The 20,611-nt window shown below is 56.1% G+C and carries 17 protein-coding genes; 10 read left to right on the top strand and 7 right to left on the bottom strand.

Annotated elements, in window-relative coordinates; genetic code table 11:
* Positions 1–107 precede the first annotated feature (107 nt).
* The 4 genes from U5A82_RS21560 to U5A82_RS21545 all read right to left on the bottom strand — a co-directional run bounded on the left by U5A82_RS21560 (position 108) and on the right by U5A82_RS21545 (position 3,701).
* Complete coding sequence (locus U5A82_RS21560; RefSeq protein ID WP_326293070.1) at positions 108–1,211, bottom strand: relaxase/mobilization nuclease domain-containing protein; 1,104 nt, start codon at positions 1,209–1,211, stop codon at positions 108–110.
* Positions 1,211–1,816 carry a hypothetical protein gene (locus tag U5A82_RS21555; protein ID WP_326293069.1) on the bottom strand — a complete coding sequence of 202 codons (606 nt, stop codon included), beginning with the start codon at positions 1,814–1,816 and terminating at the stop codon, positions 1,211–1,213. Before U5A82_RS21555 ends, U5A82_RS21560 begins: the two co-directional genes overlap by 1 nt.
* A 146-nt stretch (positions 1,817–1,962) precedes the next feature.
* Complete coding sequence (locus U5A82_RS21550; RefSeq protein ID WP_326293068.1) at positions 1,963–2,961, bottom strand: ParB/RepB/Spo0J family partition protein; 999 nt, start codon at positions 2,959–2,961, stop codon at positions 1,963–1,965.
* Positions 2,961–3,701 (bottom strand): ParA family protein, encoded by a 741-nt coding sequence (locus U5A82_RS21545; RefSeq protein ID WP_326293067.1) that lies wholly within the window; start codon positions 3,699–3,701, stop codon positions 2,961–2,963. The genes U5A82_RS21550 and U5A82_RS21545 overlap by 1 nt, the downstream gene beginning before the upstream one ends.
* A gap of 296 nt (positions 3,702–3,997) precedes the next feature.
* Here U5A82_RS21545 and U5A82_RS21540 point away from each other — a divergent pair, with 296 nt between their 5' ends.
* Positions 3,998–4,198 (top strand): YlcI/YnfO family protein, encoded by a 201-nt coding sequence (locus U5A82_RS21540; protein WP_326293066.1) that lies wholly within the window; start codon positions 3,998–4,000, stop codon positions 4,196–4,198.
* Here U5A82_RS21540 and U5A82_RS21535 read toward each other — a convergent pair.
* The 3 genes from U5A82_RS21535 to U5A82_RS21525 all read right to left on the bottom strand — a co-directional run bounded on the left by U5A82_RS21535 (position 4,195) and on the right by U5A82_RS21525 (position 7,127).
* Positions 4,195–4,515: a single-stranded DNA-binding protein gene (locus U5A82_RS21535; RefSeq protein WP_326293065.1), complete on the bottom strand. Its 321-nt coding sequence runs from the start codon at positions 4,513–4,515 to the stop codon at positions 4,195–4,197. The genes U5A82_RS21540 and U5A82_RS21535 overlap by 4 nt on opposite strands.
* A gap of 471 nt (positions 4,516–4,986) precedes the next feature.
* Positions 4,987–5,817 carry a helix-turn-helix domain-containing protein gene (locus tag U5A82_RS21530; RefSeq protein WP_326293064.1) on the bottom strand — a complete coding sequence of 277 codons (831 nt, stop codon included), beginning with the start codon at positions 5,815–5,817 and terminating at the stop codon, positions 4,987–4,989.
* A 449-nt stretch (positions 5,818–6,266) separates the two neighbouring features.
* The gene (locus U5A82_RS21525) at positions 6,267–7,127 is read right to left on the bottom strand and encodes a replication initiator protein A (protein WP_326293063.1); all 861 of its coding nucleotides are present in this window, start codon (positions 7,125–7,127) and stop codon (positions 6,267–6,269) included.
* Positions 7,128–7,438: 311 nt separating this feature from the next.
* Between U5A82_RS21525 and U5A82_RS21520 the strand changes: the two genes are divergently transcribed.
* The 9 genes from U5A82_RS21520 (at position 7,439) to U5A82_RS21480 (ending at position 20,607) form a co-directional block, all read left to right on the top strand.
* Positions 7,439–8,020, top strand: a complete 582-nt coding sequence (locus U5A82_RS21520) for a recombinase family protein (protein ID WP_326293062.1) — start codon at positions 7,439–7,441, stop codon at positions 8,018–8,020.
* Between the two features lie 265 nt (positions 8,021–8,285).
* Complete coding sequence (locus tag U5A82_RS21515) at positions 8,286–8,978, top strand: hypothetical protein (RefSeq protein WP_326293061.1); 693 nt, start codon at positions 8,286–8,288, stop codon at positions 8,976–8,978.
* Between the two features lies 1 nt (position 8,979).
* Positions 8,980–11,304: a ParB N-terminal domain-containing protein gene (locus U5A82_RS21510; RefSeq protein ID WP_326293060.1), complete on the top strand. Its 2,325-nt coding sequence runs from the start codon at positions 8,980–8,982 to the stop codon at positions 11,302–11,304.
* 8 nt (positions 11,305–11,312) lie between these two features.
* Positions 11,313–12,452: a cysteine desulfurase family protein gene (locus U5A82_RS21505; protein ID WP_326293059.1), complete on the top strand. Its 1,140-nt coding sequence runs from the start codon at positions 11,313–11,315 to the stop codon at positions 12,450–12,452.
* Between the two features lie 44 nt (positions 12,453–12,496).
* Positions 12,497–13,420, top strand: coding sequence for a DUF4007 family protein (locus U5A82_RS21500; protein WP_326293058.1), 924 nt, complete (start codon positions 12,497–12,499; stop codon positions 13,418–13,420).
* Positions 13,417–16,722, top strand: a complete 3,306-nt coding sequence (locus tag U5A82_RS21495; protein WP_326293057.1) for a hypothetical protein — start codon at positions 13,417–13,419, stop codon at positions 16,720–16,722. Before U5A82_RS21500 ends, U5A82_RS21495 begins: the two co-directional genes overlap by 4 nt.
* Complete coding sequence (locus tag U5A82_RS21490) at positions 16,719–17,558, top strand: phosphoadenosine phosphosulfate reductase family protein (RefSeq protein ID WP_326293056.1); 840 nt, start codon at positions 16,719–16,721, stop codon at positions 17,556–17,558. The genes U5A82_RS21495 and U5A82_RS21490 overlap by 4 nt, the downstream gene beginning before the upstream one ends.
* Before the next feature lie 111 nt (positions 17,559–17,669).
* Positions 17,670–19,922 carry a DUF262 domain-containing protein gene (locus U5A82_RS21485; protein WP_326293080.1) on the top strand — a complete coding sequence of 751 codons (2,253 nt, stop codon included), beginning with the start codon at positions 17,670–17,672 and terminating at the stop codon, positions 19,920–19,922.
* A gap of 253 nt (positions 19,923–20,175) precedes the next feature.
* Positions 20,176–20,607, top strand: a complete 432-nt coding sequence (locus tag U5A82_RS21480) for a LexA family protein (protein ID WP_326293055.1) — start codon at positions 20,176–20,178, stop codon at positions 20,605–20,607.
* Positions 20,608–20,611: the final 4 nt, after the last annotated feature.

The following is a 20,611-nucleotide window of genomic DNA, read 5'->3' as shown; positions in this document are numbered from 1 at the left end:
ATAGCGCGACGGCGATACGGGCAGGCTGCAATGTCAGCTGTCGCCGGAAGCTGCCGCTCGGTTACTCGATTTTGAACGGCGGCAAAGTCCCAGCTGCCGCTGTAACCTTATCGTTGCCTCGACCGCGGCGGCTCTGTGCCACGTGGCACACCCGGATCAGGGCTGGTCTGCCCCCTCCCGCGCTCTTGTTCAGCCCGGACACGGCGCTCCGCATGCCGCAAAACCTTGTCCGGCACCGTCTCTATTTCCGCGCGGTCGCGAAGGAACTGCCGCACCTCGCGAGCGAGCACGCGATCCTCGTCCTTCCCGCTCTGGTCTAGCCTATCCGCTGCGGCGCTATAGCGAGATTTAATGGTTTCCCACCGCGCGCGCGACTTACCAACAAACGCAGGCTGCTCCGCTTTGCCAAGCGCGATCAACATCGCTTCTCGGGCTTGCCGCATATCCGATTCGGTTGGCTGCCGGGAGACTCCGTTGCGAATGCGATCCCGGAGCTGGGTGAGTGCCATGCTGGTGCCCGCCCTTCCCTGCCCGCGCGTATAGCGGGGCGTTGCTTCCGCCTCGACACCACGGCTGCGCAACGCCTCGGCAAACCCCTCCCGGAAACGAAACAGGTCTTCCCGGCGAGGATCGAACCGCTTGCGGTTAAGACCTTCTGCCTGAACCGTCAGATGGACATGGGGACGCGGCGTATCAGTATGCAATGCCATGAGATAATCATGATTGTCGCCAATGAGCCGTTCCGCAGTTTCGCGCACGGCTTGCTTGACCGTCTCCGGGTCAGTCCCTGCGGGCATCGAAAAGACCATCGATACGGCCGACACGGTTGCACCGCGACGCCAAGCCAATGCCTCCGACCATTCTTCAGCGATCTGTTTCGCTTCTCCCTTGCTCGAAATCATTTCGCCATCGCGTGTTTCGAGCGGGATTTCCCCTTTACGACCGATATAGTCGAGGTGAGCCGCAAGGTGCTCGGCGGCCTTCTTACGGCCCGTGACCTTGACCAGCACTTCCGGCGTGCGGCGCACGACGCGCGCAAGTGTAGCCCTTGCCGAACGGTCGATCGCGCGCAGTGCGGCGGGGATGGCGGCAACGCCGGTTCCCCTGACTAAATTCCGCGCATAACGGGCATTCGGGTCACTTACGAGACGAGGGCGGAAGCGGGGCTTCATCGCCTCCCAAAGTTCTTCCTCATGCTCACCGAAGGGCATCAGTCTGCGACCTTCCAGAAACTGAGGTCGCCGCGCAGGGCATCGCCTAGCAACGCCACCTGGTCATTGATGTCCTCGCGCATGTCAGAAATCCGGCGCAGCTCGCGGTCGATCTGAAGTCCGCTGTCCGCCATCATGGCAGCATTGCCCGCCTTCATGGCCTGGTTGAGATTGCGCCCAATGCGCTGAAGCTGCATTCGAACCGGGGCGACTGCATCACGCAGACCGTCATCGACCGCACCTTTCAATCCCACATGGCGGCGAACCAGCGCCTTGATCCAACCAGCGCGATCTACCCCCCTCTCCGCCGCGCGCTGATCCACAACCGCAGCCTCAGCATCGGTAAGTGTTATCGACACGCGGTTGCCGGCGCTTTGCGCACGCGGCGAAATCTGGGGAGCATCGGCGAGCTGCTTCATCGCCTGCTGCATCAGATTACGCAGGAGAGCACTGCGCCCTCCCCTGCCCTCGGCGACGGCATCGAACGCTGCCAGCAACTCACGATCAATTCGCATCGTGAGCATCGCAGTATCCTTGGTGGGGGATGAATGCTGCGGCATCGAGGACATGACACGGAGGGTAATGTAATACGTTGAACGCAGCAAGACCTATCCTGCCATTAAACATCTCCCACCTAAAACAGCCTTCACGTGTGCCACGTGGCACACCATCAAGCTTCAAAATCGGAATTTCGCGGAAAGGAAAAAATGAGCTTCGGTCAGGCGCGAAAGCCCGCCAAAAGCGGTAGCGCTTACCGCCAGCTCACAATACGGGGGGCGTCTTCACCGTCGAAATGCAGCAACGCCTCAACGACGATCGCGCGATGTCCCTCGATCTCGATGGTAGGGCGCTCCACTCGCTGCTTTGCTGGCTTCGACTTGCCGGAACGTATCGGAGCCGCGGAGGGGGCAGGGGCTTCTACTGTCAGGGGAGGCGCGCTCTCGATCGCGCGCTCGACTTCGGCGGTACGGATCTCGTCCGTCGAAAGAGGGTGTTCGCCCTTCGAAACGTCGGCGGTACCGCGCTCGGTCTCAGCGGGTTCCAACTCGACATTGCCCAAATCAGGTTCGACCAGCTCGGTTGCAGGAGCAGCCGTCTTCTTCGCGCCAATATCGCGCGCAAATCGCTCGCACGCCAGCACGGTCATATCTTCGACCGCCGTGTTCGCGACGAAGGCACGAGCCGCCGTATCATCCTTCTTCGCGGCTTGGGCCAGAGCGACCGCACTCCGCATCGAGATGTCCGAGAACAGCGCGCTGATATAATCCGGCGCTTTCGCCAGACCCTGATACCGCGTCAGCAGGGTGCGGTTTCGTCCGGTCAGTCGCGCGAGTTCCGACAGGTTCCGACCTTCGGCGACCTGACCTGTCACAAACGCGATCATGTCGGCGGTCGATAGATCCTCGCGCTGGTCGTTTTCGATGAACTGGTCGATGCGAACCTGCGATAGATCGTCGCTCTTGCTGACGATCGCGCGCACCTTGATTCCCAGCTTCTGGCAAGCTCGCCAGCGGCGCTCACCAAACAGAATGCGATACCGACCTTCTTCGTCCTTGGGGGCGAGGGTGATCGGCTGAAGCTGACCGCGTTCGCTGATCGTCAAGGCCATCTCGTCGATGGTGGTCTGATCGATCTCGCGACGCACATTGTTGGGATCGGGATAAATTTGATCCGGCTCGATCAGCAGGACGCGATCAGCATCCGCGACCGCAGCTTTTTCCCCAAAGACGTCGAAATTGTCGAAATCCATTATCCCTCGCTCCCGATCCGGGTCATGGCTTCTTCAAGGAAAGCACGCATAGGCGGCAACGAACTGCGCACATCCTTGCCGAACCGCCATACCGGAACATGCTCCTGAATAGCCTGGCTGTAATGCGCGCGCTCGGGCAGATAGTTGGTGAAGAGGTTCTTCCCGACTTTGCTCTTGAGCGCTTCAAGCATCTTCATTTGATGGCTGTCATTCGGCCGCACCCGGTTCGGAACCAGGCCAGCAACATGAATGGGCTTGGTGCGCCGCTGGTTCACTGTTGCGATCGAATCCGACACCTGCTTCGTCGCCGCAGGGCCGAAAGGTCCAAGTTCGACCGGAACAATCAGATGGTCGCAGATCAGCAGCGCGGCGAAGTTGATCCATGACCACGACGGCGGCGTGTCGATGATGCAGAAATCAAAGTGCGGATTGAGTACCGGAAAATTCTTCCGCACGTTGCCAAGTGCCGTCGGATAGGAGGCATCATATTCGCCCCCCATCCGATTGGAGTAAATCGCGAGCCGAGGCAGCTCGACAGGAGCGGCATAGTCCGCTTCAAACAGCGGCTTGCACGAACCCAAGCTTTCGAAATCGCTGAGCGCATCGGTGGCATTGCACTGGCGATCGAGGTCGAGCACAAGAACGCGATGTCCGGCGTCAGCCAGAAGCCAAGCCAGATGGCAGGCGATCGTGGTTTTACCGGCGCCGCCCTTCTCTACGTTAATAGCAATGGTCCGCACGCGTTAGAGGCCCCGATCCGAACGGTTATTATTCCAATGGTCATAGCCACGATAATTGGAATCCGTGCGCGTATTGCGTCGGCCCTCCTCATCGGGGGTGTCACCGCTCCAGGTACGAGCGCCGCGATATTTGCTATCGCTGGAGAGGATAGCCCACGCAATCAGGACAAATAGCCCGATCGTCAGTAGATTGTCCCACATCACTCGTCTCCGTCACACCTTGATAAAAGGCAATCGCTCTAATATACGATACCGCTAATACGGTCAATATGCGGTATCGGTAATTAGGGCATTGGATGACGTCTAGCAAGATCCGATCTGTCGGTCGCCCTCCAATGGAGGATAAGACGATCGCGCGTTTTCCCAAGGGCACACTTGATCGTATCAAGACCATACTGCGCGAGGGTGAAAGCCAGGCCGACTTCATGCGTGAGGCGGTCGAACTGGAGCTGCGCCGTAGGGAAGGGCCGCCAGTAGGCGGCCCTGATCGCACTTAACTTCTCTCGTCGGAACATTTTGCCAGGACTGCGAAACCGTCGGCGATAACCTCCACCGTGTAGCGCCGGCCCTCCGGCGTCTCATAGGAGTTCTGGCGAAGGCGACCGGCGATATGCACCAAGTCGCCTTTTTGTGCTTTGGTGCCGCGCTCGATCATCTTGCCGAATAGCGAAACCTCATTCCAGTGCGTGTCCGTCACCCACTCGCCATTTTCCTGCCGATTGTAGTTGGAGGCGATGCTGATCTTCGTCACCTTGTCATATTCGGTGATCTTGCCAACCCGCCCGATGATCCGAAACTCCGCGATGTTCTGCATGGTCTTGTCCTTCCAATCGATCAGGCTCGTTCCTGATGGGAATTGAAAGGGCGCGCAGCCGCCGCGATCCAGTGAAAAAACGGAGGCTCCGCGTGGCGGAAACCGTAGCGCAGCGGTTATTCACTTGATCGTATGAGGCGGTCAGCGCCCATATGCCCATCAGCTCAGGAACAGCCGAGCGAACCTGGGACCAGAGTGCCATTTCTCGCGGACGATGTAAGTCTAGCGGGTAGGCCCGATGCCATGGGTCGATAGATCGAGGAATGCAGCAATGCACTATTCGTCAAAACAGGCGCTGTGGCTCGACTGAGCACCGATTTTGACGTTTCGCCAAGCACAGCATCGCCGTTCTGGCGCTGCCCAAGCCGCCTGCTCCCGCTGGGAGCATTCGCGACGGCGTAGCTGGCGCGTCCTGAACGTGCGTTACGTGGGACGTTATCGGTGGGGTGTGACCTTTCGGCATGGTCGCCGTCAGGCGTTAGAGCGTTGGCCGACTAGGCCAACTCTTTTGAGCCTATTTAAATATGAATCAGTTAGCGGTTCAGGATCAATTTGAGACTCACGCTCTCGACTATCTATGGCTGCTCCCAGCTTCGCCAGGATCTTGCGCAACGGGCCATCAACGACCGTTTCCGCGAGATCGCGGCACGACAATGATTTAAGCATGAGCTGGGTATCTTCCTGATGGTCAATTCGGCGTTGGATTTCATCCTCTGGCACAGGTGCCGGGCGCAACCAGCGTGGAAGATATGCGAGCACCTTTTCTGGCAACAGCGGCCGATAGGCGTTAGATGTCTGCTCATAACGCGGCCCAGCCCCTTCATTCGCTACGCGATTGAAACGACGCTGCCTGACAACAAAGCCGATTGTCTCTAGGATCGTCAGTGCTCTCGCGACGGTCGCGCGTCCAAGGCCCGTCGCGGCCGATAGATGATCGTAGCTGGGATAGACCCGCCCCTTATTGAGCCGCGCCAACGTTAGGATTTCCTCATAGACACGTACAGCGCTTGCTGTGAGGCGGGATATGAGGCGTTCTGCTGCGGTCAGCTCTCTGGCTCCGCTGCGCGCATCGCGGCGCAAGCGGCGTCCTGCATCCAGCGTTTTGCGGGCCACATGAAGGAGGCGATCTGTCTCCCCCTTTGCGGGAACAGCAAAGAATGTCTCTTCAAACGTGCCCGCTTCGGCGCTGTCACGCCGAACGGGCGCGCCGGTTCGATGCTGCGCGCCCGACCGTGCGGGCTTGTGCGTCGACACCATGCCGCCCAACGCTGACAAGGCAGCGTCGCCTAGTGATAGAGCCATATTCCACCTCCAAATGGAGGCTGGACCAGGCAAAACTCATCCGTGGCGCGAAGCACGCTCCCTTGAACCAAAGCTCAGGAACAGGTATGAGAAGGATGTCTTACGTCCCGATCGATGCCTGCAAGCATCGCTCATCACGTTCCAGGGTGCCCGGCCTTCGTGCCGGGCATTCGTTTTAGGTGGTCACAGCCGATCCCCGCTTCGCCGACGCACAGTGCAATCAGCGCAGCAATATTTGTGGCCGAATAGGGAGCGCGGTTAAACCGTTAGGATTCGTGCTTTCAGTGACCAATCGGCACTAAAATTCGTGCTTTCGATGACCGTTTGCGTCGCCATTCGTGTTTTCGACGACCAGCATTCGTGCTTTCGATGACCATGCTTCGTGCTTTCGGCGACCATTCCGGCGCAGAATTTGAGTCATGATTCGCGGGAGGCAGAAAGGGGCTGGGTTAGGCGCTCTGAAGCAGTAGCTTCGGCGTAATCTTTACGCTGGCCGCCCCAGCGTTCTTACGCGAGCGAGTAGCGCCAGCAGTTTCGGCGCGATCCACCAAGTCGAATAGAAACCCGGGAATGCTGCTCTCGTCAGCTATGCGCTTCAGCTCATAGCGGAAATGCTTGAGCGAGCTTTGATAGCCGGTCTGCAACCGAAGTTCTTCCAGTTCCACTTCGATCGGCCCATGTCCACAAGCGGAGCGAGCCACTTCATATAGGCGTCGTTCGATCGGGCCGAGCTGGAAATAGGTCGGATCATAATCGAGCACGCGCCGATCGCGCAGGATTGCCCGATACAACCAATCGCAGAGGCGGACCTTGATGGCCTTGAGCCGTTTGTCGCCTTTCGAGGTTTTGGTATAGTGAAGCTGGGCATCCGATAGCCACGAGAAGAACCCCGCCTGGCCTTCGCCGCCCGCCTCGATGTTCGTCTTGATCTGAGTACCTTGCAGACGTTCCAACGCATCTGAAAGGCGCGTGTAAGAGCGCGAAGATCCGCTGACGCCCGTTACCCTGAAAAGATCGTGCGCGGTGAAGTAGAAATCTTGGGATACTTGCTCACCAGCATCCAGCTTCGCGACCATGAGGCTCGCGATATATAGCAGAACTTCTTTGTCGTAGATCGTGGCGACGCCCTTGGGCGTGCAGACGATCTCGATCGACACCGCTTCTGTTTTGTATTCGAGCGGCTTCGTCCATTTTGTCTTGCTGAGCGCAAAGAACGGAAACGCCATAAGCGAACGCTCACCGCGCACCTCGGTCAGCAGCGGGCTATCAAAAGCGAACAGGTCGCCTTGAATGGAGGCCTCCTGGCTCATGCGATCGGTTCCAGCACCGATCGGTCGCCAAAAACACGAAGAATAGGGGGGATGGCTTCCGTCTTGCGGCAATCACGGCCCCGTTCGGGGTCAAACTTCGTGCTTTCGATGACCGTTTGCCACATTCCGTCGACAGCGTTCGTGTTTTCGGCGACCGTAGCCCGGAACGACCCATCGGCCTGTCTCGCAAACGATCGTTTTTGAAGCGCCATCATGTGAGAACGTGTAGCAGCCGATAAGCGCGTCTCAAAACACTTTCGCAAAATAAGAGTCTCGTGCTAGGCGTCGCAGATGAGTTTTGAGAGCGAACCATGCTGATTGGCTATGCCCGGGTTTCTACTCCAGAGCAGGATCTCGCACCGCAGCTCGCCGCGTTGTCTGAAGCCGGGTGTGAAAAGGTCTTTTCCGACAAGGCCAGTGGCGCAAAGGCGAACCGGGAGGGTTTGACAGATGCACTTTCCCACGCGCGCATGGGGGACGTCCTTGTCGTATGGAAACTTGATCGTCTTGGCCGGACGATGAAAGGACTCGTCGATCTTGCCGCCGACCTGGCCGAACGCAAAATCGGCCTGCGATCCCTCACGGATGGGATCGATACTGCCGGTACAGCCGGCAAGCTGGTCTTTCATATCATGGCGGCCATGGCCGAAATGGAGCGCGATCTAGTGCGTGAGCGCACGACGGCCGCGCTCATAGTGGCGAAGCGCGAGGGCAGGGTAGGGGGGCGTAAAACGGTGATGACACCAAAGCGCATCGACGCCGCGCGCAAACTACTAGCTTCTGGCATGACGGCACGCGAGATTGCCCCCACCATCGGTGTGTCGGTAGCGACTTTATATAGGCATCTACCTGCGCCAGAGCAGGATGCAATCAACGCAGGGGATGCCAAATGATCAAAATTCTAAAGATAGAATTCGATATATCACCCATACATTCCGCGGTCAGGTGGCTTGCCTACCGCGCGATACCTGCCAGCCCGATCTTAGGCATTAGTCTTTGAAGTGCGCTGATAAATCTGAACAACAAAGCTGGAGCTATCTTGGCCGCTCAACTCGACCTCGCTATGCTGCACAACGATCACTCCTGCGGCTTTCGTCATTGCCAAAGCGAGCGAGGGAAAGGGCCCGGGGGACGGTTACTGCTGATGGTTGGAATACAATGGCACTCGTTCCCTCAAATGGCATTGCCGTGCCCCGCGACATGACAGATCCTATCAAGAAGCATGTTTGGGCTGACATCGTGAATGCGCCCGCACTGCCTGGGGTGTACGCTTGGTACTATAGCCCCGAAATTACGGACTACGACCTTGAGCAAACGATCGTTCGCCTCAAGGAATGTCGTGAGCTCGACCGCTCAGCCGCCGAAGCCCTTGTCAGGGAAACGCTCGATAACCGAGTGTTCCGACATTTCCGGGAAGATCCATATCACGCAGTGATAGAGGGCCCCCTCAAGCCAACATATACCGGAACGCTGGAACATAACTTTCGTGTTTCAGGCGGGCTAGTGCAGCGCATCGTTGATGATCCCGATCGCTTGCGGACGATCAGAAACGTTTTAGACATGTCCGCGCCTATGTTTGCCAGTCCTCTCTATATGGGCATGGCGACCCAACTCCGGACCCGCCTAGCTACCCACAAGTCGCTTATCGAAAGGTATCGACGCCTACATCGACAGGAGGCTGAGCCGGCCCGAAACACTGATGCCGGCTTTGCTTGGCAAATTGCGAAACGGAAAATTCCCCCTGACCGATTAATTGTATTCACATGCACGACTGCCGCTGATGACAAGACAGCAGTTGACATTGAGAACATTCTTAACCGGATATATTACCCCATCTTAGGAAGAAATTGAAATGGCCCTGGGTCTAAGCGTTACATCCGCTCTTAATCTTACGCTTGAAGGGTCAGTCGGTAGCTTCAGCGTCGGCGCCGGTAGCGACACGCAGAAGTCGGTGGAAGTGAAATACTTTCTCACTCATGTTGGACTCGATTTCGAGAATGGCTCAAATGAAGAGGTTCTGAAACACCTCGCCCCCGTTCGAGAAATCTTCCCGACTGTGGATCTCGAATTTGATGAAATCATGCAGCGCGACATCGACGATGCACGCGTTTCATCTGAACTGGTTCCGTATTTGCTCGACCATAAGTCGCGCGATCTCGTGAAGCTCTTTCCGCCGATCATTGTCGTAGTTCTTCCAGTCAAAGCATACGAAAACAAGCCTGCCGATCTCTACCCGACTGTCTCCACCGAGGTAGAAATGATGCCGGAGGGGCATGAAGCCCAAATCATCCGCTCCGGCGCGAAGGGACAGGAGGTTTTCGAGTTTGTGCAACCCCTTCAGAACGGCAAGTTGTACGAGCATGATCTGGTTCGCTTGCGACTGAACACCAACAAGTCTCGCCTTGTAATCGTAGATGGTCAGCATCGGGCCATGGCCCTGCTGGCAGTCTATCGGAACCTAAAGCAAGATTGGAATGACGCCATGAAGGCGCCATATAAAGACTACTATGAGGAGTGGACTACAAATTATATCAGGAAGTTTGAACTGAAAAATATCAGTCTTCCTGTGATGTTTTGTACTTTCCCGCAACTCGATGAGAGTTTCAATGGCGAATACAACGTCAAGATGGCTGCGCGATCAATCTTCTTGACCCTAAATAAAACTGCAAGGCAAGTTTCAGCCTCACGCAATCGGCTGCTCGACGATAATGATCTAATCGCGCTTTTCCTCCGGGACACACTCTCCACGATCAAAAAGGGAGACCTTCATTCGGGTTCAACGCTGGAAATCAGCAATATCGAACTCGATCAAGCTCACGATCGTGTAAAGATCGAAAGTCCAATCGCGATTTCTGGCGTCAACCATATCTACTACCTCATTGAGCACATTGTTCTGAACAAGCTTGAGGATGTGAACGGCGCTAAGCCCCGCGCGGGTAATTATTATCTGCGTACCGATCTGGAGCCTGCGGCCTTTCGTCGTCTAAATGGACGAAACCTCCTTGGTGCAGATCTTGCGGATGCCACTTCGCGTCAGTTCTACACGTCGGCAGCAGGCGACATCCTTACGAAAGAGTTCCGTGAGCGGTTCGGAAACTACGTCGTGTCAGCCTTCCAACAATTTGCGCCATACGCGGCGCATTCGGGTGCGGTGTATTGGCTTAGCGAGCAATTGCGATCTCAGGCTAACACCCGCGTCCGTCCTATCCTTTTCGAAGGGCAGGGGATTGGCCGCACCTTCGCAGCTCACACGGCAAACCTAGCAGCAAAAATTGATTCCCAAGAATTTGGCGCCGATGCGCCAAAGCTCCGGGAAATTCTCGATCGTTTGAACGGCACGCAAAAGCTAGTTGATGAATTGATAAGCAAACTCAAATTTGAGCGAGCTGAACGCTTTTTATCTAAAGTATCGGACAAGAAAGTACTTAAGACCGAAGAGGGCATTATTCACCCTCGCGTTGTCGATTTCGTGAACAAGCTTTATGATAATATTCTGACCACAGTGGCTTTTCAGACGGCTATGATTGCTGGGTTCTTCAGCGAACTTGAACGCGCCAATCTGGAGCGATCCAAGCAGGGCCTTGATGGCGTCGATACGCAAACCGCGTTCGACGGTTTCATCGCAGACATCAACGGGTTTTTCTCTCCCAGCAGCTCGCGCGAGTTCAAGCGCCTAGTCGAGGTGTTCCAAGACGCGCTGGAAGGTGAAATCCGCGAGTGGAAAATCACACCGTCCAATTCAACATTCCGACGTGTTGTCTACCGGGGCGAAATGCAGCCTGCGCAATGGCCGAAATATAAATATCTCATCCTCGAAATCTGGCGTGCTACTGGTACTGAGCTCGAAAGCTCACTGACTGCAGAACGGGAAAAAAGCCGTCGTCAAATATTTGCATCACTTGAACATGAGTATCAAAAAGATTTCTTGACGCGCAATCTTAAGCGCGAAGAGAATTTAACTTCGTCTGATCGAAGTGAAATCACGAACGCCGCCTATGAGGCGTTCAAAAAGTTCCTTCGCAACGTGGGATGGTTGGCTGCCGACGTTCCTAGCAAACGCGCATTGGAAGAAGCACCCGTGGTTGAAGATGCCGCCGAAGCCCCCGTGGTGGAGGACGAAAACGAAACCTGGGAGGCTTCCGAAGAAGCTGACTTTGAACCGGACGAGGGCAAGTAGGGTAAGACGTGGACGAGCCGGCCTATTTTGACGGTTTTGCAACCACCCCCCTCGCCCCAGAGGCACGGGATGCGATGGTGCTTGCTTCATCGCGTCCTGGTAACGCCGGCTCGCCGCATCTGTCTGGCGCCAGAGCCAGTGCCGTCCTCGAAAAGGCAAGGCAGGAGGTGGCATCTCTAATCGGAGCAGATGCAAGTGAACTCGTCTTCACCTCGGGCGCGACGGAATTGGACAACCTTGCCATTCGAGGCGTAGCCTTTAGGGCACTGCAATCTGGCAACCCCCGCCGCAAGATTGTTGTGTCTTCAATCGAGCATAAGGCGGTGCTGGAGGCAGCGGATAGCTTAAGCAACCTTGGCTTCAATATCGTGCGTGCCCCTGTCACATCCGACGGGGTCATCGACCTTGAGGCGGCTCAAAGGGTGATCAATTCTGATACCCTGCTAGTCTCAGCTATGCTGGCAAACAATGAAACAGGCGCAATCCAACCTGTGGCGCGGATTGCCGCGATGGCCAGGGTGCAGGGTGCCTTGATGCATTGCGATGCCGCCCAAGCGGTGGGAAAGATCCCTGTGGACGTGGACGCGCTCGACGTGAATTACATGTCTTTGTCATCACATAAGATGTACGGTCCCATGGGAGTGGGAGCCCTCTATGTCGCGAACGGTGCGCCAAAGCCAAGCCCTGTCCAATTTGGCGGTGGCCAAGAACGGGCGATGCGGCCAGGCACCGAACCAGTATACCTAATTGCTGGTTTTGGCGCTGCCGCAACGCTAGCTTGGCAGCGCCTAGAGAATGACATGGCGCACGGCCACACACTGGCCACCGTTTTCAAATCGGAGCTTAGCGCCCAAGGTATAGGTTTTCGCATAGGTACTGGTAATGCACAAACCCTGCCGGGATCTCTAAGTATTTCAATATCAGGCTGCGCAGCGGATGAAATAGTCTCACGGCTCGCGCCTTATGCGAGTGTATCAACAGGTTCCGCATGTACCTCCGGGCAGGTTATGCCCTCGCATGTTTTGCTGGCAATGGGTAATACGCCCCGCGACGCTGGATCAGTTATCAGGATTTTCTTTGGTAGATATAATACTCCGTATGAAATAGAGAAATTTTTACCCCACTTCATTGCTGCTGTGACTCATTAGCCCGCCCACTGGACGAACTCGCCAGTAGGATGTAATCGGATGGAATGAAGCATGCGCTGTCCGATTCAGACGTCCGTGGCCAATTCGCCGGCCACGAGACATTTCCCCTTCGCCTTCTGTGGCTTAAGAAGGCGTATGATGCCGTTCGGCAGGGTGCACCCTCTGGAACATTCCAGGAACAATCAGCTATCGCACGCTTTGGCGTTGGTCGCAACATGGCTGTGTCCATGCGCTATTGGGGTTTGGCCACTGCATTTTTAGCGGAAGAAGATCGCATTATCCGCCCCAGTAGGCTTGGTGATGCCGTTCTGGCCGACGACGGGTTTGACCCCTATCTTGAAAGGCCCGCAACAGTCTGGCTAGCTCATTGGAACGTGGCGAGTAATCCGGAGTGGACCACTACCGCTTATTTTGCATTCAATGTCCTGTCAGCGATTGAATTTGACACCGGCAACCTGATTGATGAGCTGCTGGCTCTTGTTAAAGCCAGAGGCTGGAGGGCTACTGCCAACACGCTCAAGCGGGACGTTGAGGTTTTCCTGCGCAGTTATGTGCGCCGCGGTGGCGTCGCTGGTGATGATGCTGCTGAACCCCTACTGGCTGAGTTGGGTCTGATCCGCGAGGCTCGGGTCGGGGGCTGGCACGAGTTCGTGCGTGGACCGAAACCGACGTTGCCCGATGGCATATTTGCCTATGCGCTTGCAGAATTCTGGGAAGCTAAAGGCGGCTCGACCGCGATCACCGCTGAGCAGGTTTGTTATGCGCCGGGATCGCCGGGCCGCGTTTTCAAACTCGACGAAGATAGCGTCATCACACGGCTTATGGGAATCGATGACGTGACGGGAGGCGCTTGGCGCTGGACGGATACCGCCGGTCTTCGCCAAATCCAGCGGCTTGATGATGTCGAACCTATGAACCTTATCGCCCATGCTTATGGGTACATGTCTAATGAGCAGATTGCCGCATGAAGCTCCTTTCCCAAACGGTAGAAATCAATCGGCGGTTCGCCAGATCCGCACGCCTAGATGCAGATTTGCAGGGCACGCCGCCATTGGTGGGCTATGTCATGCAAGCGAGTGTCACAAAGGCCCTCGAAACACTGACGGCAAGCCAAATTGACAGTCAGCAAGGGGCTTTCACATGGACGGGGCCATACGGCGGAGGAAAATCAAGCGCTGCGTTGCTTGTCGCCAATCTTGTTGCTGGGCATCCCGAAAACAGGGCAATCGCTAGGGACATTGCCGGCCCCGATCTAACTGCAGAATTTGCCAAGGCGTTTCCCGAAGCGAATGGGCCTTGGGCTATCGTCGCAGTTACCGGCAGCCGCATGGGCTTGCGGCAGACCATTGCGGATGCGGCCTCAGCCGCTCTTCGATGGAGCAAGGCTGTCTATAGCCGAGCTGTATCGAGCGATGCCGCTCTGATTGAAGCCCTAATGACGGCAGCAAGCGCAAAGCGCAGCGGCATTTTCCTAATCCTCGACGAGCTCGGAAAGCTGCTCGAACATGAGGCGTCTGCCGGAGGAGACATCCACCTTCTGCAAGACTTGGCAGAGCTGAGTGCGCGTTCCCAAGGCAGGCTCGTCGTCATTGGAATTCTACACCAAGCCTTCGACCAATATGTCGCGCGGGCAAGCCGCGACGCCCGCCAGGAATGGGCGAAGGTGCAAGGCAGATATCAGGATATTCCCTTTCTGGCCGGCGCTGACGAAACCGTGACGCTGCTGGGCAATGCGATCACCAGCACCCATCGACCGAAATCCGCTAATGAGCAGGCAAATCTTGTTGCCACAGCGATCGCACACCGGAAGCCGACTGACGTAGCGATATTGTCGGCGGCTCTTGCAGCGACGTGGCCCCTAAACCCAGTGACATCACTGCTTTTAGGGCCGGTTTCCCGACAACGCTTCGCGCAGAATGAGCGCAGCGTCTTTGGTTTTCTTAGCTCCGCTGAGCCCCACGGATTTCAAAACTTCTTAGAAACGACGAGCAGCCTCGACGAAACCTATGATCCAGATAGTCTATGGGACTATCTCGCCTCTAATTTCGGGATGGCTCTATCGAATGGAAGTGACGGCAATCGCTTTAGCCTAGCGTTTGAAGCAATAGAGCGAGCTGCCGCTAAAGGTAATTCTCTTCACGTTCGCCTTACAAAAGCGGCGGCAGTTATTGAGTTTTTCCGTAACGGATCAGGTCTCGCGCTTGCCGACGACGTTTTTTCAGCGGCCATACCAAACATAAGTGCAGCTGAACGCGCTGAGGCAATCAGCGATCTAGTTGAATGGGCCGTCTTGATTAGGCAGCCCCGGCTTGGCGGCTATGCTCTGTTTGCGGGCAGCGACTTCGATCTCGAAGACGCTATCGCCCGCGCAACTGCCCCGCTGGATTCAGAGGAGCTTGCGTTGATCCCTGAGCGGGTCGGACTTGGCTTCGCAACAGCGAAGCGGCACTATTTCAAAACTGGTGCCCTCAGAACATTTGAGGTTGTCGTCTATCTTCTCGGCCGCGAACATGCGGCTGTTGACCTGGCGGCACGTTTGACAGCTCGCCGGAGCCGAGGGAGCGGAATGCTCATTCTCGCCCTTAATGACGGCTCGCTGGAGGCTTCCGATGTTGATAGTCGCTGCAAAGCGATCGCGAAGCAGCTTCACAAAGCTGGTGTTGTCGCGGCAATCGCCGGGGCAGCGAATAGCCACACCCTTCGATCGAGCGCATCGGACCTGTTCGCCGTTGAGCGGGTGTTTAGGGACCATCCCCAGCTTGAAGGGGACAGGATTGCCCGGCGTGAAATCGCGGCTCGACGGGCGGGCAGCGTTGACGTTCTGCACCGTGAGTTGGAAGCAGCCTTAAACCGGGCTCGGTGGTGGCTTGCATCTGCTCCCCCGAAATCGCTGCGAGAGCCAGTTTCCATCATTGCTACCGCTCTGGCTGATACGGCGTACTCCCAAGCTCCCGTACTCCATAGTGAGCTTCTTCAGCGCGACCGTCCGTCCTCAAGTGCGATGGCGGCGTTGCGGGAACTTGGCTACGCAATGGTTCGGAACCCTCATGAGCCAAACCTTGGCTTTGAGGGCTTCCCAGCAGAGATGGGCCTGTACCTGACTGTGCTGAAGCCCTTCGGCATCCATTGCGCTGACAAGAAGGGTCACTTTGACTTCCGTGAGCCACAGGCGGATTCGGACGGACCAACGCTCAAGGCAGCCTGGTCCATCCTAGCGGATGCTTCAGAAATCTCTCTGGCTGAAGCCTATGCGGTGTGGGCGCGCCCTCCTTTCGGAATGAAAGCTGGGATCATGCCGGTTCTGGCTCTAGCGATTTTGCTGGCCAACCGAGATCATCTCGCCGTCTATCTGGATGGCGTATTTCAGACCGAATTCGATGACGTTTTTGTAGATAAGCTGCTTCAGAAGCCTGCTGAGATCCGCATAAAGCGGGTTGATCGGTCCACCAAAGAGGCGGCATTCCTGAGCGATTTAGCACGTCACTTTGGCCTTGAAGGAGGCAGCTCGTCCCTCCCCGTGGCACAGGCACTCTTTCAAAGGTTCAAAGGGCTTACCGTCTACGCTCAGCGAACTGACACGGTATCTGCCGACGCAAAGAAGGTGCGTAGCGTGGTGCTGAAAGCCCGTGATCCGGAAGCTCTATTGTTTGAGGCGCTGCCCCAAGCTCTAGGAGAACGCCTCACGTCTCAACTAGTGATAGATGCCCTTGAAGAGGCGGCTCAGGCTTATCCAACGCTCCTAGCACATCTACGGACCACCTTAGCAAAAGCTCTGGCCGTCGATCCTGTCACCTTCCTCGGAGCACAAGAACGGGCCGCGTCGATCAAAGACCTCACAAATGATTATGCATTTGAAGGGTTTGCGATGCGGGCAGCAGCGTTCGAAGGCGGGGAGGGTGACATTGAAGGGGTGGCAAGCGTGCTCGTCCACAAGCCTGCCCACGGGTGGTCTGACCGCGATCGAGAGCAGGCATTGCTGCAGATGGCCCGTTTCGGTCGCCAGTTCCGGGAGTTGGAGGCCCTAGCCGTGGTTCGGGATCGGCGTTCCAATACCGAAGCGCTCGCTTTGGTTGTGGGGGTAGATCCTCGCACGCCCCCCCTTCTTCAGTCTTTCGTTTTGACCGAAGCGGAGAAGGCAGATGCCGCGCTTCTGGCAGAGATCGTTCTGAAGACGCTGCGCAAAAAGGATGGTCTTGATCGGGTACGAATGGCCGCGCTGGCCCGCGCCGTCGCTACGTTGGCGGCCGATCAGGATATGGAGGCTGCATGACGCAAGAACGCCATATCTTGGGTATCTCTGGCGGGCGAGATAGCGCCGCCCTGGCAGTCTACATGCGTCAGCATCGCCCTGATTTGCCCATTGAGTATTTCTTCACGGACACGGGAAAGGAGCTGCCCGAGGTATATTCCTTCCTTGATCGGCTTGAAGGCTTCTTGGGTAAGCCGATCAAGCGGCTCAACCCAGACCGTGACTTTGATTTCTGGCTTGATGAATATGGAAACTTTCTGCCTTCGCCGCGTACAAGGTGGTGCACAAGGCAGCTAAAACTGCGCCCATTGGAGCACTGGATCAGGCCGGCACTGGAGGCCGGGACGACGATTCACTCCTATGTAGCAATCCGTGCAGATGAGCCGTCCCGCGAAGGCTATCAGGCGACACATGAGAACATGCTTGTGCATCTACCACTTCGCGATGCCGGGATTGACCGCGCTGGCGTGATTGAGCTGCTCGAGAACGCTGACGTAGGGGAACCGGAATATTATAGCTGGCGGTCCCGATCGGGATGCACTTTTTGCTTCTTTCAGCAGAAAATTGAATGGGTTAGGCTAGCTAAGCATCATCCAGGCGAGTTTCAAAAAGCTGTTGCTTATGAAAAGACGGCGCTTGAAGGTGGGTCGCCGTTTACTTGGAGCCAGGGCGAAAGTCTTACTGAGCTGATCGAACCGAAAAGGGTCGATGCGATAGAAAAAGATTACGAAAAGCGCCTCGAACGGTTGCGGAAACGGCGTCCGATCAACCCGTTAGCGGGTCCAATGAGTGACACGATTGACGATGTCTATGGGGTCGATGAGGCAGCAAGTGGCTGCGTAATCTGCCACAAGTAGTTGCGGTAGGGGTCAGCCTATAGGCTGGCGCTGATTGATGCCCATCGTTAAGCTCACGGCCTAGGGAGACCAAGGCCGCGTTCTCCCGTGCCAGGAGAGCCTGCGTTGCCGATGAACATCACTCAAATTTTCAACGCAGAATCTCAGAGTGTGTACGATTTTCTGACCATTGAGGGACAAGGATGTTTTGTCCCATCTTATCAACGTGGATATGCCTGGGACAGCGGACATGTCGGCCGACTGCTTGAGGATGCAACACTTGGGCTTGAGCGCCTCGTCGAGGACGCCAGCTCAATCAGGTTCCTCGGTTCAATTATCATTGTTGAAGGCAACACGCTGGTCGCGGCACCTCCACCCTTGGACCGCGAACTACCACGACGTGTAGTCACAATCATCGACGGGCAGCAGCGCCTCTGTACGGTCATCATTCTTAACATCATCTTTCATGAGCGTTTAAGCCAACTCGTCGCCGAAATGGACGGTTCTGACGATCCTGCGGTTCTCGCGATCAAGGACGATGCAGCTGATTTTCTCGATGATCTTGCAAAAACGTTCCAGTTCGAAGGGCGCCGATCCAACGAGCTTAACCGCCTCTACCCCCGCATGGTCCGCGCTATTGAAGACCGATGGTCCAGATATGCCCATAATGCAAAATACAGCTCGCCTATCGCTCAGCTAATCTGGACTTACATACAACACGACCAAAACGCCCAACGTGCAGACGAGGAATACGAGGGCTTTGTCTACGACGGTACCGACGCAGACGGATCAGCAATTGACGGACACGAAGCACTGGTCAACGCGATGACAAATCTGGCCGAGCAGGTCGAGCAGCTCGCCTCCGCTGATCACCCGACACTGTCCGTGCCTACTATCACGCAAATAGTAGACGGCCCACAAACGGTCTTTGCAGAATTGTGGCCCCATCTCCCCGCGCCTCTTGTGAGCGCTTTTTTACTGTATGACGAAGAAAAAGAGTACTATAGTGAGGCCGCAAGCACTATTCGTCTACTTGCTTTGGCAAGATATGTGAATTTTCGTATGGCGGCCACAGTTATCGATGCTAGTAATGAAGATTACGCATTTGATATGTTCGAGTCATTGAACACTACAGGCCAACCATTGACAGCATTTGAAACCTTTAAACCAAAGGTCGTTGAGTTTGAGACATCAGCGAGGTATCTTACTTCTGCATCGAGATCTTCTATTGATAAAGTTCATATTTTTCTTGATCAATTCAAAAACGCCGAACAGCGTTTGGCAGCAACAAGTTCGCTGCTTATACCCTTTGCTTTAGCTGAAAATGGCCATCGTTTAGAAAAGCATTTGAGCCATCAGCGCCGATACCTCAGAGATCAATATGCTGCAGCGCGTACTCGCCCAGCAAAGCTAGCCTTCGTCAAGCATCTCGCTGCCACGGCTGATTTCATCGGTGCCGCGTGGAGGCCCCGACCGCGTCGAAATCCGCAACTACTGTCAGACCCAGCTCGCCGAGACCCGGTAGCCGAGTTTTGCTTTGAAGCGTTACGCACAATCCGACACGATATTGTCCTCGCGCCTCTGTCTCGCTTCCACGCGGCCTTTGAGACTGCTGGCGCAGCTCAAAAGGACGCAGCTGCCAGCGACTTTTTCGCCGCGATTAAGGCAGTTGCCGCCTTCTCCATGCTCTGGCGTGCCGCCAAAGGAGGCACGGCAAACATCGATAGCGTCTATCGTGAACTGATGTCTCGCGGGATTGGTGGGGGCGCCGCATTAGGTCGACAAACAGGGGGGGCCGTTTCGATCCTAAATCTTCGAATGGCGTTGCAAGCTAAGCTGGATGCCGAAGGACTGGACCGTGATACTTGGGTTCGAGACACCAGTGTTACAGCCATTTACAAGACTGGCCAATCGGTAACGCGATTTCTTCTGTTCGCTGCCTCGCATGACGCGGCGCCGGATGATGATGCTCCAGGGTTGATCGCGAAGGCACGCCGCGGGACCAATAATTTACTGACGCGGGATCAATGGGATGACGACGATACTCTGACCGTTGAGCATGTGGCTCCAGACTCGGCTAACAGCCCGGGATGGCCTGTTGATGTTTACGCAGAGCGCCGTACCGTTCAGCGCCTTGGAAATTTTGTCCTGATTCCCTCGGTCGAAAACGACATCTTGGCCAATCGCGGATGGGATCAGAAACGCATTCTCTATCGTATGTTTGGTGCCAATACGGCTGCCAAAGCTAGACGGGCGATCTCCGACGGTCAGGCAATTGGTTTTAATCCCGGGAAAAGAGCGGCCGAGTTGGTAGAAAATCCTCATATCTGCCTATGTGCCAATCAATCAGCGGTTTTACAGGCCCGTGGGATGAAGCGTTCATAGCCACTCGCTCGATACGGCTAGCGGAATTGGCTTGGGACACCATCCACCCGTGGCTAGTTCCCCACGAGCACCAGCTCGTCGCCGCAGGGGATAGGGAGCCAATTAAGTCAGGGGAGGGCAAACTTCCCACCCTCCAGCCCTTGGATTACTGGCTCCGAGCAGACTTCTCATCAGGATAATGGGTCCGCCCGAAATCAAACATTTTCACCTTTTGTTCCATTTCGCGCTATAATAGACGCGAAGGGAATCATACATGCTGCCGACGATGCAGCCGGTCCCGCTTGCCGCTGTGCCGAAGGGAACCGTCCTTCGCATTGTTGGAGCGGCAGGAGCCGGCTTTCCAAGCCCCGCCCAAGACTGGGAGGATGACGCGATAAGCCTGATCGAGCTGCTTCGGCTCGATCGGGCCGCGAGTTTCGTGTTCCGTATCAGCGGCAGCAGCATGATCGACGCCGGCATCAACGATAATGATGTCGTGGTCGTCGATCGGGACACTCGCCCCGTTGAGGGGCATATCGTGATCGCGATCGTCGATGGTGGATTTGTCTGCCGCCAGCTTACTTCCCGCCGCGGCACCATGCTCCTTGAAGCCCGCAATAGCCTGCAATGCTATGAGCCGACGCCAGCAGATGGTGTTGAAATATGGGGTGTCGTGCGAACCGGCGTCCGCGACTACCGGCGATAGGCGC

It is taken from the genome of Sphingobium sp. CR2-8, assembly GCF_035818615.1.
Lineage (GTDB): Bacteria > Pseudomonadota > Alphaproteobacteria > Sphingomonadales > Sphingomonadaceae > Sphingobium.
The sequence above is the reverse complement of the archived record's forward strand: the minus strand, read 5'-3'. Positions and strand labels throughout refer to the sequence as shown.

What these genes read in the sequence shown, in the direction of transcription:
- U5A82_RS21560 (WP_326293070.1), bottom strand. Translation starts at nt 1,211, where the DNA reads ATGCCCTTCGGTGAGCATGAGGAAGAACTTTGGGAGGCGATGAAGCCC.
- U5A82_RS21550 (WP_326293068.1), bottom strand. Translation starts at nt 2,961, where the DNA reads ATGGATTTCGACAATTTCGACGTCTTTGGGGAAAAAGCTGCGGTCGCG.
- U5A82_RS21540 (WP_326293066.1), top strand. Translation starts at nt 3,998, where the DNA reads ATGACGTCTAGCAAGATCCGATCTGTCGGTCGCCCTCCAATGGAGGAT.
- U5A82_RS21535 (WP_326293065.1), bottom strand. Translation starts at nt 4,515, where the DNA reads ATGCAGAACATCGCGGAGTTTCGGATCATCGGGCGGGTTGGCAAGATC.
- U5A82_RS21530 (WP_326293064.1), bottom strand. Translation starts at nt 5,817, where the DNA reads ATGGCTCTATCACTAGGCGACGCTGCCTTGTCAGCGTTGGGCGGCATG.
- U5A82_RS21525 (WP_326293063.1), bottom strand. Translation starts at nt 7,127, where the DNA reads ATGAGCCAGGAGGCCTCCATTCAAGGCGACCTGTTCGCTTTTGATAGC.
- U5A82_RS21520 (WP_326293062.1), top strand. Translation starts at nt 7,439, where the DNA reads ATGCTGATTGGCTATGCCCGGGTTTCTACTCCAGAGCAGGATCTCGCA.
- U5A82_RS21515 (WP_326293061.1), top strand. Translation starts at nt 8,286, where the DNA reads ATGGCACTCGTTCCCTCAAATGGCATTGCCGTGCCCCGCGACATGACA.
- U5A82_RS21510 (WP_326293060.1), top strand. Translation starts at nt 8,980, where the DNA reads ATGGCCCTGGGTCTAAGCGTTACATCCGCTCTTAATCTTACGCTTGAA.
- U5A82_RS21500 (WP_326293058.1), top strand. Translation starts at nt 12,497, where the DNA reads ATGAAGCATGCGCTGTCCGATTCAGACGTCCGTGGCCAATTCGCCGGC.
- U5A82_RS21495 (WP_326293057.1), top strand. Translation starts at nt 13,417, where the DNA reads ATGAAGCTCCTTTCCCAAACGGTAGAAATCAATCGGCGGTTCGCCAGA.
- U5A82_RS21490 (WP_326293056.1), top strand. Translation starts at nt 16,719, where the DNA reads ATGACGCAAGAACGCCATATCTTGGGTATCTCTGGCGGGCGAGATAGC.
- U5A82_RS21485 (WP_326293080.1), top strand. Translation starts at nt 17,670, where the DNA reads ATGAACATCACTCAAATTTTCAACGCAGAATCTCAGAGTGTGTACGAT.
- U5A82_RS21480 (WP_326293055.1), top strand. Translation starts at nt 20,176, where the DNA reads ATGCTGCCGACGATGCAGCCGGTCCCGCTTGCCGCTGTGCCGAAGGGA.